The following is a 14,956-nucleotide window of genomic DNA, read 5'->3' as shown; positions in this document are numbered from 1 at the left end:
TGCGCCGGCAGTATAGCTGCACGCCTTGTCCATGCGCCTTGCAACACCAGCTCAGTGGCGGCGCATTCGCCTTCGATCCGCGCAGACAACCATCAACGCCTGCGGCGCGCGTGATCGCTCACGTACACTGCGCGCCCCGCAACGTCTGGACACCCGGGTGAAAAAGCCTCGCACTGTCTCGCCACCGGCGCACACGCGTGCGCGCTCCACCCTCCAGACATGGTTGGTGCGCGCGGTGGTGCTGGCCGTGGCGATCGCGTGTGGCGGGCGGCTATGGCTGCTGCTGGAGGCGATCTCCAGACAGCGCTATGTCAGCGTCATCCGCGGTCGCCCGGCCAGGATCTTCGATGCCCATAGCGACACGCAGCGGTTCTGGATTTCCATCGGCTGGGATGCCGCACTGACTTGCACGCTGTTGGCCCTCATCGTCTGGTTCGCTTGTGCCGAGTGGACCTCGTCTCGCCGCACACGCCGCTGAGCGCTACGGCCATCCGCGCGATCGCCGCCTGCGCCTGAGGGAGTGCGTTCGCCGATGCGTCGCAGGCCTGGCTGCACTGAGAGGCGCTGGCAACCAGCGCAAGGACCCAACGCGGCAGGTGCGCTTTCGCGCATGCAGGGGCGCGCCCTAGGGCGTGCGTTGCCTGCGCGCAGGTCGTTGCGCGTCGCGTTTGGGCCAGGTGTCGTAGCTATAGACGAACTGCTTCTGGTCGGCGCCTGCCGTGGGATCGCAATGCCAGGAGCTGGCAACGGTGCCGGGCTCCAGCACCCCGTCGACCTCGCGCACCGATTGCGATTCGAACGCGCAGATCGGCCCATAGCGGGCGACGTCCCAATCTGCGTGCGCGGTGGGATGCGCATGCTGCACCAGCACGATGTCGCTGCCATTGAAGTGATGCACCTGCGCGCCGTGCTCGCGGTTGATGCTGAAGTAACAAGGGGCGTGCACGCCCAGTGGCAGCACCTCGTTGTCGCGCAAGACCGCGCAGTTGCCATCGCGTTCGCCCAGCCGGATCAGGCGCCCGCCCAGCGTTGCGGTGGTCACCGGGTACCGGGTGGTGACTTCCGACATGGGCTGTGCCGGCGCGGTCTGCGCGCGTGCAGGGGCGCACAGCGCCATCAACAACGCGGCGAAGGAGAAAGTGGCCAGATGCGTGCGCATGTAACGTCCGTGTCGAGGGCGATGCAGTATCGCAGATCGCGCGGCGGCATTGCCGGGCCAGAAAACTAGCGCCGCACAGGCAGCGTGGCGAGCACACCATCCAGCGCGAGCTGGGCGGTGAAGCCGGCCTTGATCAGGCGCTTGGCCACTTCATTGGGCACATCGCGGCCGCTGGTGAGCTTGTTGGGTGCGCCGGTGTAATGAAACAGCCGCCCGCCGCGGCGCAAGACGCGCGCCAGTTGGTCGTAGAACACCTGCGAATACAGCTCGCCGGCGATACCGAAACGTGGCGGGTCATGCAGGATGGCGTCGACCGAATCGTCCGCCAGCGTGGCGATCTGCTGCGATACGTCGGCATGGGTGAGGTGCAGGCGCCCGCCGGCATCGGCCGCCTCCGGATTCGGCGACCACGGGTTGAGGGTGCGCAGCCACAGGACGTCGGCGTTCTTTTCGAAGGAGAGCAACTGTGCCACGCCGTCTTCCAGCGCACAGGCCGCGAAATAGCCCAGGCCGCCGCAGGTGTCCAGCACGATCTTGCCGCGTGGGTTCACCAGCGCCACCTTGCGGCGCGCATCTTCGAACGGCGAGATCTGTGCAGACGGCAGCATCTTGATCCCATCGATCTCGAAGGTGGGCGCGCCCCATTCGGTCGGTACCAGCTTGATCAGCGCACTGCCGAAGCGCGAGATCGGCGCAAAATCGTCGCCCCCCCAGAAATACACCGTGCGGTCCTTGAGCTTGCCCGGATAGGGAAAGCCCATGCCCCGCCACTGCCATGTCTGTGCGTCGAGCTGCACGGTATCGCTGCCGCGGCCCAGATCCAGCGACCCGGTCCACGCGGCAAGGCCGGCGCTGCGTGCGGCCAGCAGCGCCTGGGCATCGGGAAGGGTGAGCAACGGTCCGGAGTAGTGGGTCACGTGGTCGCAGAGGAAGAGCTTCGCGGCATCGTAACCGACGAGGCGACGAGTTAAAAACGTGGTGATGCATGCGCGAGACATCGCAGCGTTTGCTGGCGCTGGCCGGAGAACGGCGCTACGTGCGCGCAGTGCCTGCGCACGTGTGAGGGGATCTGGTCTGCGACGACGGGGATGGCGCGCAAGGCCCCCGCGGCTGCCGGCCCTTGCGCAAGCTCCGCCCAGGTTCGGTCACCGACGGTCTCGCGCATGCACCCTGCACGCCTGGCGACGGTTCGCGGCCAGGCGCTGAAGGCAGGCGTCCTCGCACGACCTGGCATGGACACGTTGGGGCGAAGTGGCGCGATCACACGGCCAGCAGGCCGCACGCACACTGCATAATGGCTGCGTTCCCCGCGCTCCTTCCGCGTGGGGCGTCATCGAATGCACGAGGCGCGTGATGCTCAAAGGTGTGCTGCTCGGTTTTGCGTGTTATGCGGCCTATTCGATCAGCGATGCCTTCGTCAAGCTGCTCGAAGGGACGCTGCCCGTCTACGAGGTGCTGTTTCTCGGCGCCTTGCTGATGCTGTTGGCGGTGCCGTTCCTGAAGAAGCCCGACGACCAGCTGCGCGAACTGGTCATGGCCAAGCAGCCGGCATTGTGGCTGCTGCGCGCGCTCACCGGCGCCATCGGTAATCTCACCTCGGTGATCGCCTTCACCACCTTGCCGATGGCCGAAGCGTTTGCGCTGATCTTCCTGATGCCGATCTTCGTCACCGTGCTGTCGGTGGTGTTTCTGAAAGAGGAAGTACGCTGGCGGCGCTGGACCGCAGTCATCGTCGGCTTCATCGGTGTGCTGATCGTGCTGCGCCCCGGGTTTCGGCATCTCACCCATGGTCATGTGGCGGCGATCGTGTGCGGTCTGGTCGGTGCGATCTCGGTGATCGCCCTGCGTATGGCCGGGCATAGCGAAAAACGCTTGACGCTGTACGGGGCCGGCGTGATCGGGCCGTTGGTGATGGGCGGCATCCTGATGCTGCCGAGTTTCGTCTGGCCGTCGCTTTACCAATGGGGCCTGCTGGCCGGTTACGGCCTGCTTGCGGGGTTGGCGGCCATTTGCATGATGTACGCCACGCGGCTGGCGCCGGTCAGTGTGGTGGCCCCCACGCAATACAGCCAGATGTTGTGGGCGATCGCGTTCGGCTACCTGCTGTTCCATGACCATCTGGACTGGCCGATGGGCGTGGGAATTGCGCTGATCCTGGGCGCCGGCCTGTTTACCTTGATCCGCGAAGAACAGGTATCGCGCTGGTGGCGGCGAACCAAGATTGTGTGAGGGCGGCGCGGCGCGCCGCGGGAATGGGGATTCGGGATTCGGGATTCGCAACAGCATCATGCGCATCGCGACACGTCGAAACAGCACTCTTCCGAATCCCGAATCCCGAATCCCGAATCCCGAATCAAGGCCTACGCCAGGTCTCGACAAGACGAACATACTCGCCGCTGGCCTTGCTCAGGTGCAGCCACTGGTCCACATAGGCTTTCCATGCGGTGTCGTCGCGTGGAAGCAGGAAGGCCTTTTCGCTGTATTGCAACGGTTGCTCGGGAGCGATGGCGCATAGGCCGGGAAGTCGTGCCTGCTGGTAGAGCGCTTCGGACGCGTCGGTGATCATGACATCGGCGCGTTGGTCCAGCAGCTCCTGAAAGATGGTGGTGTTGTCGGCAAACAGGCGCAGCTGCGCGCGCGGCAATTCGCGCCGTGCGAAGGCCTCGTTGGTGCCGCCCGGCGGTTCGATCACGTGCACGTCGGGGCGATTGAGCTGGGCAACGCTGCGGTAGCGTGCCTGGTCGGCGCAGCGCACCAGCGGGATCTTGCCGTCCACATCCAGCACCGCGCTGAAGCTGGCCTGGCGCTGCCGTTGCAAGGTCACCGAAATGCCGCCAACGGCAATCTCGCACCGGTCGGCCAGCAGGTCGGGCAGCAGCTGCGGCCAGCTGGTGTGCACAAAACTGGTCCGTACCCCGAGACTATCGGCCAGCGATTGCGCCAGCGCGATATCGCTGCCTTCAAAGCTGCCGTCGGCGCGCACTAAGCTATAGGGGCGATAGTCGCCGGTGGTGCACACACGCAAGACGCCGGCGTGCAGCACTGCATCCAGCCGCGACACCGGCGTGGCAGCGTGCGCGGTACCACCGGTCAGCAGAAGTGCGAGCAGGATGCGACAGCGCATGGCATGGCCTCGAGGATGAGGACGCATGATAGCGATGGTCGGGAAGGTTGCGCTGGACCGCTGCGACGCAGCCGGTGGCAGGCGGTGCCTCCGTGCCGGTGCGCTGCGTGCTGTCGGTGACAGCGGTGTTGCCATGGACGATAGGCCAGGCGGCGCTGCGTGCGCCACGCGTTGCCACCGCGCCCCCGTTGCCGAGCGGCGTCAACATGGCGTTACGGCTCCCGCCGTCCGGCTCACAGCCCGGTAGCGCCATCCGGCCTAGCGTCGCCGCATCACTCGCACGCACGGACTCGCCATGTACTCAACTCCACACATTGCACGCCCGATGACCAGCTTTACGGCAGGCTTGTCGGTCCACGGCACCCCGGATCCGGATACGAACGGCGACGAGATCCCCGTCGAGGAGTCGCCGCAACAAGGTGGCTTGCGCGATGAGGTGGGCACTCTCGACGAGGAAGACGATCAGGCCTTGCCGGGGCGTGTCGGCGGTGGTCTTGCCGGCGGGTGAGGCCGTAGTGGCAAGCTGTGCAGTCATGCTGCTCGCATGAGGCGAACGGGTTGCGTCCTGTCTGGAGACGACTGCCGTACAGCGACGCTGCCTGCAACGTTACTGGCTCAAGGCGCATTGCCTGAAAGACGACGTGGTGAAAGAGATGGATGCCTCCGGCCGACGATGCACATGCCGAGGCTCCGCGCCTTTCTCTTGCTCACAATCCCACTCGGCGTTCGGGCCTGCGCCAGCGGTGCGGGCACTTCAGGGCTTGCCGGTCGAATGACGCAAGCAACGCCCCTCGCCTCGGCTGGAGAGGGGCGTTGATCGTTTCGACTGGCGTAGACCGCGTTGAGTCACTCGCTTGCGCATGACCGATACGCCAGCTACGCATTACGCCATTGCGAATCCCGAATCCCGAATCCCAAATCACGGAAACTGCACACTCCCAGGCTGGAAGTACGCCGGGTGGCTGCCGTCTTCGTAGAGTGCCGGAATCGTGTCGAGGATGGCCTTGCCGCGGATATCGGTGATGCGGATGGACAGCGGTTGATTGCCCAGTTGTTCGCCTAGGAAATGGTTGTAATCCATCTTCTGCAGGCTCTTCCAGGTGTTGCCTTGCTTTACTTCGAACTTGACCACCGGATAGGCGTGGTTGCGCACCTGGATGGCCGCCCACCAACGTGAGCTGCCTTCCTTGATGCGGTACTGCACATTGCCGGTGACCGGTGCGCGCACGACCTTCCAGCTGATGGGGATGCGCCCGTCCACCATGTCGCCGATCGCCGCGAACGCGTTATGCGACAGGTCCAGCCCCCCGGAAGCCCCTTCCGGATACAGGTCGGTGACATACACGGTGGTCTTGCCCTTGGGGCCGGTCACTTCCAGATAGGCACCCGCCATTGCGGCCTTGACGCCGCCGAAGTTCAGCTGCGTCGGGTTGAGGGCGGTGATGAAGGCGGTGCTCGGAATTGGATCCAGCAGCAGCGCGCCGCCGGAATACCCGGAGCCGGTATACGTCGCGGTGCCGGTGAAGGTGCTGTTCCAGGTGGTGGCCTTGCCGACGTCCTTTGCGCCGGCACTGGTTGCAGATGCGGCGACAGGGGCTGCCGGAGCAATGCCCCAGGCCTGGTGCAGCACCTGCAGCTTGTCGGCGCGCGGGTTGCCATCGCGCGCCAGCAGGCCGCCATTGTTCGCGTTGCCCACCTCCCAGCTGCCGAGCACCGCGCTGCGCAATCCGGTGTCGGCAAGATAGGTGCTCAGCGCGGCTTGCCATGCCGGGTCGCGCGGATCGCCATCGCCCAGTCCGCCCCCGATGCTGACCGGGACCACGGCGTGGTCGCGCGCAAATTGTCCGAAGTCGCGTTGCCAGCTGGCAGGCAACCGCTGCGCAAAGTCCGGCGCTGCAAACGCGTCGACCGTATCGCGATCCGGGCCGGCCAGCTTCGGCATCAACACCAGGTGTCGCGCTGCGATACGCAGCGGCGCGCAGGCCAGCGGCTGCAGATTGCTGCCGGCCGCCTTGTGTGCAGGGTCGCTGCACACCGCGTTGCTGCCGACGCCTTCCACGCCCACCACCCAGCGTGGTGCCTGGGCGAGCACGCTGGCGGCCGCACGCGATGCGATGCGATTCCAGTCCGCCTCTGCGGCATTGCCTGCCCAACTGGCATTGCGGTAACCGCTGCTGCCAAGGTCGATGCCGATGACACCCGCGGTGTCGCGGTAGCGATACGCCAGGCCGGTCAGACCACGCATCCATGTCTGTTGCTGCGTGCCCAGTTGCGGTGCACTGCCATCGCAGCGGCCATCGGCAAACGCGAACATCACCTGCAGCCCGCGTCCGGTGGCGGCACGCACCACCGCATCGAGCAGCTGCGATGCATCTAGCCCACGCAATGCCGGGTCGCCGGCAACCTCTGCCGCCGCCACTGGCGTGGCTTGCAGCGCCGCTGCGCACACCGGCACACGCACGGTATTGATATCGGCAGCCTGCATCTGATCCAGCACCTGCGCCAGCGTGCTGTCGCGCAAGCCGGCAGCGGCCAGCGCAGCGCGATCGAAGCCGGGCCAGGTCACCCCGCGAATCTGCAGTGTCTGACCTTGCGCATCGACGAGTCGGCCCTGCGGATCGACTTGCACCGCCAGTGCGGTCACGGGGGCGAGCAGCGCGAGGGCGAGCAATAGACGGGGGCGCGATTGCATGGAAGTCTCCTGGGTGGCGGCTGTGCAGCAGACCAGCGATTGCCCAATGCGGTCCGTGCGCGCAGTCAAGGAAGCGGGCGGGAGTGTGCGCAGCAGCGTGAGCAGACTGCCGCACTGGAATGGGGATCGCGGTTTGTGCGAGATGCCGCACGAATGTCATCTGGCGCGGCATAGTCGTCCCGGATGGCGCGTGTACGGCTGGCTGCTGGTCAGTGCATGACACCACACGCTGCACTGCGTGGATGACAGTCGGTGGACAGATGGGCTGGCAGCGCACTGCAGTCGCGGTGCACTCCAGTGCCACGGACGCCGCGCGTGCCTGGATCCAAGCGTGCCGCTGGCAAGCGCAACGCAGCAGGCCTGACCAACCGATGGACTCGCAGATGGCGATCGGCCGATGGCCGCGTGACGGTGACGATCAGCGCACCATGTTGGGGCGGGAGCTCCCCCTGCTGTCGCGACTTCGTCCCTGCGCACGGCATCTGCATCAAACGCTGGTGCCGGCGGGCGCGATCTCGTATTTTTGACGGCTTGTTCACTTGCCGGTGCCGTGCCCATGTCCGATCCGTCCGCACCCGATCAGTTGCAACGCAGCCTGTCCAATCGTCACCTGCAGTTGATTGCGATCGGCGGGGCGATCGGCACCGGGTTGTTCATGGGCTCGGGCAAGACCATCAGCCTGGCCGGGCCGTCGATCCTGTTCGTCTACCTCATCATCGGCGCGATGCTGTTCTTCGTGATGCGCGCGATGGGCGAGCTGCTGCTGTCCAACCTGGACTACAAGTCGTTCATCGATTTCTCCACCGACCTGCTCGGGCCATGGGCCGGGTTTTTCTGTGGATGGACGTACTGGTTCTGCTGGATCATCACCGCCATTGCCGATGTGATTGCCATCGCCGCGTATGCGCAATTCTGGTTTCCGGGCCTGGCGCCGTGGATTCCGGCGATTTTGTGCGTGCTGTTGCTGCTGGCACTGAATCTGGTGACGGTGAAACTGTTCGGCGAGATGGAATTCTGGTTTGCGCTGATCAAGATCATCGCCATCTGTGCGTTGATCGTCACCGGTGCCGGTCTGGTGGCGTGGGGCTTCCGCTCGCCGTCGGGCAACGTGGCCTCGCTGAGCAATCTGTGGAACGACGGCGGCATGTTCCCGATGGGCATTGGCGGGTTCTTCGCCGGTTTCCAGATCGCGGTATTCGCCTTTGTCGGTATCGAGCTGGTCGGCACCACTGCGGCGGAAACCGCCGACCCGCGCCGCAATCTGCCCAAGGCGATCAACTCGATTCCGGTCCGCATCCTGATCTTCTACGTGCTGGCGTTGGTGGCGATCATGGCGGTCACGCCGTGGCGGCAGGTAGTGGCCGACAAGAGCCCGTTCGTGGAGTTGTTCGTGCTGGCCGGCGTGCCGGCGGCGGCGAGTTTGATCAACTTCGTGGTGCTGACCTCGGCCACCTCCTCGGCCAATAGCGGCATTTTCTCCACCAGCCGCATGCTCTACGGTTTGGCCGAAGAACAGCATGCGCCGAAGGGCTTCGCCAAGCTCTCGCGTGCAGCGGTGCCGGCGCGAGGGCTGCTGTTCTCCTGCGTATGCTTGTTGCTGGGCGCGATGCTGGTCTATCTGATTCCCAATCTGGTCACCGCATTTACGCTGGTCACGACGTTGTCGGCGGTGCTCTTCATGTTCGTGTGGTCGCTGATCCTGTGCGCCTACATCGCGTACCGGCGCAAGCGGCCCGAGCAGCACGCGGCATCGGCGTTCAAGATGCCCGGTGGCGTGTTGATGTGCTACGTGTGCCTGGCGTTCTTCGCCTTCGTCATCGTCCTGCTGACCCTGCAGGCCGACACGCGTCAGGCCTTGCTGGCCAGCCCGGTGTGGTTCCTGATCCTGACGATCGGCTATGCCGTGAAGCGTGGTCAGACGCGCGCAGGTTGACTGCTGCAACGTTGCGGTATCACGAAGGCCCCGCAGTGCGGGGCTTTCGTGTGTTTGAGTGCACGGCACCGCGATAAAGGCCACTGCCAGCTGAGCGCGTTCGCGCGTGGCGTTGACGCGGCTCGGGCAGGGCAGGATGCTCGCCGCCATCCATCGCCACGGCCTGCCGCATGATCACGATCCACCCGATTGCCGGAACCCAGCACAGCCAAGGCTGCTGGGTCGACCTGTGCCAGCCGAGCACGCAGGAGTTGGCACAAGCCGCCGACAAGGTCGGATTTGCGTTGCCCGACCGTGCAGCGATCGGCGAGATCGAATTCAGTAGCCGGGTGCGTCGCCAGGGCGATGTGCTGTTTCTCAACGTGCCGCGTTTCCAGGACGAGGATGGCCCCACTGCGCCGCTGGGGTTTGCGCTGTCGCCGACCATGCTGGTGACCTTGCGCGAGCAGCGCATCGGCTCATTGGAAGCCTTGACCGCGCGGCTGCAGCACGAACCCTGTCACAGCTCGGACGATTTGCTGTTACGCATGTTCGACCAACTGGTGGGGCGGTTGGCAGACCGGCTTGAAGCGCTCGAAGCGGCAGTCACCGAGACTACGCGGCAGGTGTTCGACAGCCCACACAAGACCAAGGATCTGGAGCGCATGCTGCATCAGGTCGGCGGCATGGGCCGCCAGCTGGGCGGCCTGCACAACGCCGGGCAGGGCCTGCTGCGGCTGGTCACCTATCTGGATGGCGCCGCGCCGGACTGGTTTGCCGCCGATGCGGCCAAACGGATCGGAATGCTGCACAAGGACCTGACCACCTTGAGCGAATTCCAGCAGCACATGGACGATCGCATCGAGTTCCTGCTCGACAGCGTGCTGGGCATGATCAACATGGACCAGAACAACGTGATGAAGGTGATGGCGGTGGCGTCGGTGGTCGGCATTCCGCCCACCGTGCTGGTCGGCATCTGGGGCATGAACTTCGCCTACATGCCCGAACTCAAGGGGCACGACCACTATTTCTGGGCGCTGGGCGCGATCGCATTGAGCGTGGTGATTCCGCTGGCGTGGTTTCGCAAGCGTGGGTGGGTGTGATGGTTGAGCGTGGGTGAGCCTGCGACGCATTGACCGTGCTGCTGGCCAGTCCTGAGCGATCCAGAAAAGCAGCCGAACGCGCCGCCATGCCAATGCATCACCAGACAGTAGTTTTGCCTGCTGCTGCAGTCGTTCGCATCACTGGTTCGTCCCTTGCCGTGAGCCGCTCTGCGCGCAGCCGGCGTAAACGCCGGTTGCTGATCGTCAAGCCATCCACCATGCCAGACGCCTTCCGCGTGAACGTGACCGTGCCACGCGCGCCAACGAAGCGGTCGCCGCCGACCGAGTCGAGCGCAATGTCGTACTGGCGCGGCCAGGACAGCATCAGCTTGCCGTCGGCGATGCGCACAGTGTAGGTCATGTCGGTTTCGTCGCTGCGGTATTGCCCGGCGAAGGAGGCCATCGCGGTCGCAGTCGGCATGGGTGCAACGACGCGGGCGAACACTCTCTCGGTGGGCCAGAAATCCTTGATGCGCAGTTCGGGTTGTGCATCGAGCGGTGCGCCGGCTCCTGGCGGAATGAATCGCCAGGCGTGCGGCAACCCGGCCGGACGGAAGGTGCCGCCGCCGATCGGCACCAACGCCGTGGGGATACCGACCTGGCGCAACGCGCCGTCTTTCCATTCCATCCGCACCACTTCGTCCGTCAACGGGCTCCAGTAGACACCGGCCAACGCCGACTGCTCGGCTTCCGGCATTTTCACTTCCGGCATTTTCACTTCCGGCAACAGCGCCGCTTCGGTCATGCGGTCGCGTAGGTAGACGTCGGCCACCTTGCGCGTGAGCTCGGTAGGCGCGATCGTGGAGCCGTTGCACAGCGCTACGATCGCCAGCTGCTGGTCCGGAAAGAGCGTGGCCTCCGTGCGGTAGCCACCATCCGCGCCGTCGTGGCTCACCATGCGCAGGCCGCGGTAACCGGCCAATCTCAGGCCGGCGCCGTATTGGGTCCGGGTGCCATCGTTCAACTTGCCAGACGTTCGCATCCAGCTTGCCAGCGCCTGCCCGCCCAAGCGGGCATCAACCAGGTTCTGCTCCCACTTCAGCAAATCGCCGACGGTGGTGAACAGACCGGTCGAGCCGTAATAGTCGATGTTGGGGACGCTGATCCGCCAGCCACCGCCTTCGCGGCTACCATAGGCCGCTGCGCGCCGCTGCACGATCTCGGTGTGGTCATCATGGTAATGGGTGTCTGCCATGCCGAGCGGCTTGAAGATGCGCTCGTCGGCGAACGACCGCAGTGACTTGCCAGAGACGCGCTGCACGATCACAGCCAGTAGCGTGTAGGCGGAGTTGCCGTACACGACCTCCGTACCCGGGTCAAAATTCGTACCGCGTTGCCGGGTCAACGCCCAGAGCATGTCGGCTTGGTTGTACAGGTCATTGCCACGCCAACCGGCCAGGTTCAACAGCTGGCCTTGCTCGCGCAGACCGTTTGTGTGGTGGACCAGATGCGCAATGGTGATCGTGTTGCCGTAATCAGGAATTTCCGGAACGTATCTGCGGATATCGTCGTCGAGTGACAGCTTGCCGTCCTGTGCCAGCAGCCCGATCGAAAACGCGGTGAACTGCTTGGAGATGGAGGCAGCGTAGAAAATCGACTTCGGCGTGATCGGGGTGTCGTATTCCAGATTCGACATGCCATAGCCACGCGCGTACTCCAGCGTGCCGTCGCGAGAAATCCCGACGGCACAGCCGGGCGTGGTGTTGCCACTCCATGGCGCGAAGATCGCATCGACTTGCGCGTGCCGATCAGCAGGCGACGTGTCGGCGGCCTGCGCAAGCGTGGGCTGCGTGGCACAGGTCATAGCGATGGATGCTGCCAGCAAGACGGAAACAGTAGCTTGCATGCGGGTCATCCGGCGTACCAAGCAGTTGTGTACGGAGCAAGCTAGCACTGTGCTGCGTGGCTCAGCGTGGCCCAAAAGTCATTGGCTTTGCTGTCGCGAGCATGGCTGCTGGCGGTCGCGCGGATCGAGCGCTTGTCGCAAGGTGCTGTGGAAGTCACGCACCGTAGCGAATGACTGCCGGCTGCACCACCACCCAGCCCTCGCCAGCAAAGCGCATCTGCAGGCTTTCGCCCGAGCCGCGGCCGAACAGCGTGCCGATCGACACGTCGGTGACGAGTTCCGGCGTCAGCGTGCCCGACCAAGCCACGGTGGCATTGGGGGGCGTGGTTCTGCAAACGTGGGTGGATATGATCGCGCGCGCGGTGGGTGCAGTTGCGTCTTCAACACCTGGTCTGGGCCACCGACGGCCGCCATCAAGTGGCCTGATGCAGACCACTGCTTGGCGATGCGATGCAACGCTGCATCGAGCAGCCCCGTTGCGATGTGCTGCCAGGGCAGCCATCGCCCGTGCATGTCCAACGGATCACTCTTTTTTTGCTGCAGATTGCACTGCCTCCGTGCGCACCAGCTGCATCGGCGGGCCGCCTTCGATGACGGTGCAGCTCGAAAAATCCGGCGCGAACTCGACCGTGACGCCGAGCGCTTCGGATCGGAAGCGCGTTGGAGAGAGTGCGAGCAAGCGTTCGGGAGCCGGACCGCCGGCGTGCGCAAACAATCCCTCCGTACGCGCTTCAAGCACCACATTGAGCCCGCCGCCTTCAAAGCGCCCGGCAGCTTTGGAAAGTTCGGCGAGCGATAGTTTCTTTTCCTCGCTCGCCGGTTGTGCAATGTCCGGCCAGCCATAGTCGGTTGCGACGGCGCGGACGACTTCGTCGATCAGCCGCCGTGCCTGGCCGCCATTGGTCAGCACCACGATGCCTTCGCCTTTGCCCGCGTAGGCAACCATGAAAGATTGGAAACCTTCGTTGAGGCCGTCATGGCCGAATCGCAGGGGGCCTGTGGTGTACAGCGCGGCGCCCAGTCCCCAATTGCCTTTGACCGGCGTCAGCATCTGCTGTGTCATGCGCGGCGAAAGGCGGTGCGCGGTTTTGCCAGCGGCAGAGGCCTGGATGTCCATCAGCAAACGCGCCAGGTCACCCGCCGTTGTCCACAGCCCCGCGGGCGCCAGTTCCGGATACACGTGGTAATTGCCTGGAATCGGCACGCCATTGGCGTGACCGAATGCCATGTCGGTGCGGATGTCCGCTGACGGCGGCTGCGCGTAGGCGCTTCGCGTCATGCCGAGTGGTTGAAAGAGCTCGCGTTGCGCAAGTTCTGCGAAGGGCATCCGGCTCACGTCGGAGAGGGCCAGTTGCGTCAGCACGTATCCGCCGCCCGAATACTGAAATTGTGCTCCTGCTGGCAGCACGCTGCGGACCGCAGCACTGTTACTCGGCGGCGTGCCGTCTAGGATCTGGGCCGGCGTCGGCAGCGGTGCATCCGGCAAATAGCCGGCGAAGCCATGGACGCCGAGTCCGGCGGTGTGACTGAGCAGCTGGCGAAGGCTGACACCGTCAGGCGCCAGCGTTGCGTCGCGTGGCAGTTGCCAGGATCGCAGCGCCTTGTTGATGTCCTGATCCAGCCCGATATGGCCGTGTTCGACCAGTCTCAGCGCCAGTGTCGCCGTCACCAGCTTACTGATCGATGCCGCCTGAAAGGCAGTGTCCGCTGTGACCGGCGCGCAGCTGGCAGCGTCGCGCAGCCCCCAGCCGCGGACCCAGTCGAGCTTGCCCTTGTGGATCACGGCGACGCTGATTCCCGGTACGCCGTACTGCTGCAGTCGTTCGGCCAGACGAAATGGCTTCTCGCCTGGTTGGATGACCGGCGGCCGCAAGGTCGACTGCACGTAGCGGGTATGCGCGTTGCTGGCCCCACCTGCGGATGCGGCGGGCAAGGGGCAGCGGCTTGGCTGCGCAACGCCGGGTGTGGAGAGCAATAGCCCGGCAATGACCGAGCCGTGCAGAACGGCTGTTCCAACACGTCGCACCATCGTTACCTCTCCATAGGTCGCGGCCATGCAGGCCGATAGGTCCCCGTACGTGCTCGCAAGGTAGCGGCAAAGACACCGGCTTTCAATGCGCGCTTTTGGTCGAGCGCGGGCATTCGTTTCACTGCGAACGCCGTGATCGCGCGAAGCCTGTTATCGGTCAGCACAGACATCGAGGGTGCAAGTCTGTGCGCCGTGCTACCCAGCCACGCAATCACGTGGCCGGGTAGACGTACATCAACCCTTGGCTTGAAAGCTGGCTTCTTCGTACGGCTGCACCACCACCCAACCTTCCCCGGCAAAGCGCATCTGCAGGCTTTCGCCCGAGCCGCGGCCAAACAGCGTGCCGATCGAGACGTCGGTCACCAGCTCCGGCGTCAAGGTGCCCGACCACGCCACGGTGGCGTTCGGGTCGGTAAACACCGGGCCGCTGGCGGCGGTCACCGGTAGCGTCAGCGGTTCGTAGTGCGAGGTGATCGCCACGATGCCGTGGCCGCTCAGGCGCACGTTGAACAGGCCGCCGGACAGCATGCCGGCCACTTTGCGCATCATCGTGATCTTGTGTTCGACGCCGGACTCGAACGCCAGCACGTCGTTGCCGTTGACGAAGATCGCCTCGCCATTCAAGCGCAGCAGCGTCACCAGCTTGCCGAGGTCGGCCAGATACACGCGGCCCTGGCCTTCGGCCTTCATCAGCTGCATGCCTTCGCCGCTGACAGCCTTCTTCAGCAGGTTGCCCAGGCCCTGTTCCAGCAAGCCCTCGCGGGTGAACTTGACGTTGCCGGTGCGCGCGACCATGGCGCCGGCCTTGGACCACACCATGCCGTCCAGGCGTACTTCCAGCAGATGCGGGTTTTCCAGCTCGAACGGATCGGGGCTGAGGTCCTTTTCCTTGGAGTGGGCAAGAAATTCGTTGAGCGAGCGTACGGCCATGGTCCGTCCTGGAAGTGAAAGAGTGCGCATGATACGCGGCCTGGATGTCGGCAGCTCCTGCGTGCGCGCGCAGGAGCGTGTGCTTGCCGCAGCTCGACGCGGCGTTGAACGCAGCGTCTCAATGCCACAACCAACCTCGTACGCTGCCGAACGCGTTTAAA

Annotated in this window: 12 protein-coding genes and 1 pseudogene; 5 read left to right on the top strand and 8 right to left on the bottom strand. The window is 64.8% G+C overall.

Features of this window, described 5'->3' with window-relative positions; genetic code table 11:
- Positions 1-157 precede the first annotated feature (157 nt).
- The gene (locus Y887_RS19050) at positions 158-478 is read left to right on the top strand and encodes a hypothetical protein (protein WP_084726013.1); all 321 of its coding nucleotides are present in this window, start codon (positions 158-160) and stop codon (positions 476-478) included.
- A 147-nt stretch (positions 479-625) separates the two neighbouring features.
- On the opposite strand, the gene Y887_RS11690 is transcribed toward Y887_RS19050, so the two are convergent.
- Positions 626-1,159 (bottom strand): hypothetical protein, encoded by a 534-nt coding sequence (locus Y887_RS11690; RefSeq protein ID WP_046964498.1) that lies wholly within the window; start codon positions 1,157-1,159, stop codon positions 626-628.
- 65 nt (positions 1,160-1,224) lie between these two features.
- Positions 1,225-2,076, bottom strand: a complete 852-nt coding sequence (locus tag Y887_RS11685; RefSeq protein ID WP_046964497.1) for a class I SAM-dependent methyltransferase — start codon at positions 2,074-2,076, stop codon at positions 1,225-1,227.
- 436 nt (positions 2,077-2,512) lie between these two features.
- Between Y887_RS11685 and Y887_RS11680 the strand changes: the two genes are divergently transcribed.
- A complete protein-coding gene (locus Y887_RS11680) occupies positions 2,513-3,388 on the top strand; it encodes a DMT family transporter (protein WP_046964496.1) in 876 nt (291 codons plus the stop codon).
- Between the two features lie 124 nt (positions 3,389-3,512).
- Here Y887_RS11680 and Y887_RS11675 read toward each other — a convergent pair whose 3' ends face one another.
- On the bottom strand, positions 3,513-4,283 hold the full coding sequence (locus Y887_RS11675; protein ID WP_046964495.1) for a transporter substrate-binding domain-containing protein: 771 nt from the start codon (positions 4,281-4,283) through the stop codon (positions 3,513-3,515).
- 295 nt (positions 4,284-4,578) lie between these two features.
- On the opposite strand from Y887_RS11675, the gene Y887_RS11670 reads away from it, so the two are divergent.
- Positions 4,579-4,791, top strand: a complete 213-nt coding sequence (locus tag Y887_RS11670) for a hypothetical protein (RefSeq protein ID WP_046964494.1) — start codon at positions 4,579-4,581, stop codon at positions 4,789-4,791.
- Between the two features lie 411 nt (positions 4,792-5,202).
- Here Y887_RS11670 and Y887_RS11665 read toward each other — a convergent pair whose 3' ends face one another.
- Positions 5,203-6,975, bottom strand: a complete 1,773-nt coding sequence (locus Y887_RS11665) for an expansin EXLX1 family cellulose-binding protein (RefSeq protein ID WP_046964493.1) — start codon at positions 6,973-6,975, stop codon at positions 5,203-5,205.
- Positions 6,976-7,531: 556 nt separating this feature from the next.
- On the opposite strand from Y887_RS11665, the gene cycA reads away from it, so the two are divergent.
- Together cycA and Y887_RS11645 are read left to right on the top strand one after the other, a co-directional pair.
- Entirely contained in the window at positions 7,532-8,908 is a 1,377-nt protein-coding gene (gene cycA / locus Y887_RS11650) for a D-serine/D-alanine/glycine transporter (RefSeq protein ID WP_046964490.1), read from the top strand.
- 170 nt (positions 8,909-9,078) lie between these two features.
- Complete coding sequence (locus tag Y887_RS11645; RefSeq protein ID WP_046964489.1) at positions 9,079-9,990, top strand: CorA family divalent cation transporter; 912 nt, start codon at positions 9,079-9,081, stop codon at positions 9,988-9,990.
- Positions 9,991-10,087: 97 nt separating this feature from the next.
- On the opposite strand, the gene Y887_RS11640 is transcribed toward Y887_RS11645, so the two are convergent.
- The 4 genes and pseudogenes from Y887_RS11640 to Y887_RS11625 all read right to left on the bottom strand — a co-directional run bounded on the left by Y887_RS11640 (position 10,088) and on the right by Y887_RS11625 (position 14,795).
- Complete coding sequence (locus Y887_RS11640) at positions 10,088-11,836, bottom strand: serine hydrolase domain-containing protein (protein WP_104612379.1); 1,749 nt, start codon at positions 11,834-11,836, stop codon at positions 10,088-10,090.
- A 154-nt stretch (positions 11,837-11,990) separates the two neighbouring features.
- Positions 11,991-12,161 (bottom strand): annotated as a pseudogene (locus tag Y887_RS20285) (AIM24 family protein); the annotation flags it as partial.
- Positions 12,162-12,359: 198 nt separating this feature from the next.
- A complete protein-coding gene (locus Y887_RS11630) occupies positions 12,360-13,865 on the bottom strand; it encodes a serine hydrolase domain-containing protein (RefSeq protein WP_162199166.1) in 1,506 nt (501 codons plus the stop codon).
- A 234-nt stretch (positions 13,866-14,099) separates the two neighbouring features.
- Entirely contained in the window at positions 14,100-14,795 is a 696-nt protein-coding gene (locus Y887_RS11625; RefSeq protein ID WP_046964488.1) for an AIM24 family protein, read from the bottom strand.
- Positions 14,796-14,956: the final 161 nt, after the last annotated feature.

The sequence above is a fragment of the Xanthomonas pisi DSM 18956 genome, from assembly GCF_001010415.1.
Taxonomy (GTDB): Bacteria; Pseudomonadota; Gammaproteobacteria; order Xanthomonadales; family Xanthomonadaceae; genus Xanthomonas; species Xanthomonas pisi.
This window is presented reverse-complemented; position numbering and strand designations above follow the sequence as displayed.

What these genes read in the sequence shown, in the direction of transcription:
- Y887_RS11625 (WP_046964488.1), bottom strand. Translation starts at nt 14,795, where the DNA reads ATGGCCGTACGCTCGCTCAACGAATTTCTTGCCCACTCCAAGGAAAAG.
- Y887_RS11630 (WP_162199166.1), bottom strand. Translation starts at nt 13,865, where the DNA reads ATGGTGCGACGTGTTGGAACAGCCGTTCTGCACGGCTCGGTCATTGCC.
- Y887_RS11680 (WP_046964496.1), top strand. Translation starts at nt 2,513, where the DNA reads ATGCTCAAAGGTGTGCTGCTCGGTTTTGCGTGTTATGCGGCCTATTCG.
- Y887_RS11670 (WP_046964494.1), top strand. Translation starts at nt 4,579, where the DNA reads ATGTACTCAACTCCACACATTGCACGCCCGATGACCAGCTTTACGGCA.
- Y887_RS11665 (WP_046964493.1), bottom strand. Translation starts at nt 6,975, where the DNA reads ATGCAATCGCGCCCCCGTCTATTGCTCGCCCTCGCGCTGCTCGCCCCC.
- Y887_RS11675 (WP_046964495.1), bottom strand. Translation starts at nt 4,283, where the DNA reads ATGCGCTGTCGCATCCTGCTCGCACTTCTGCTGACCGGTGGTACCGCG.
- Y887_RS11690 (WP_046964498.1), bottom strand. Translation starts at nt 1,159, where the DNA reads ATGCGCACGCATCTGGCCACTTTCTCCTTCGCCGCGTTGTTGATGGCG.
- Y887_RS11645 (WP_046964489.1), top strand. Translation starts at nt 9,079, where the DNA reads ATGATCACGATCCACCCGATTGCCGGAACCCAGCACAGCCAAGGCTGC.
- cycA (WP_046964490.1), top strand. Translation starts at nt 7,532, where the DNA reads ATGTCCGATCCGTCCGCACCCGATCAGTTGCAACGCAGCCTGTCCAAT.
- Y887_RS11640 (WP_104612379.1), bottom strand. Translation starts at nt 11,836, where the DNA reads ATGCAAGCTACTGTTTCCGTCTTGCTGGCAGCATCCATCGCTATGACC.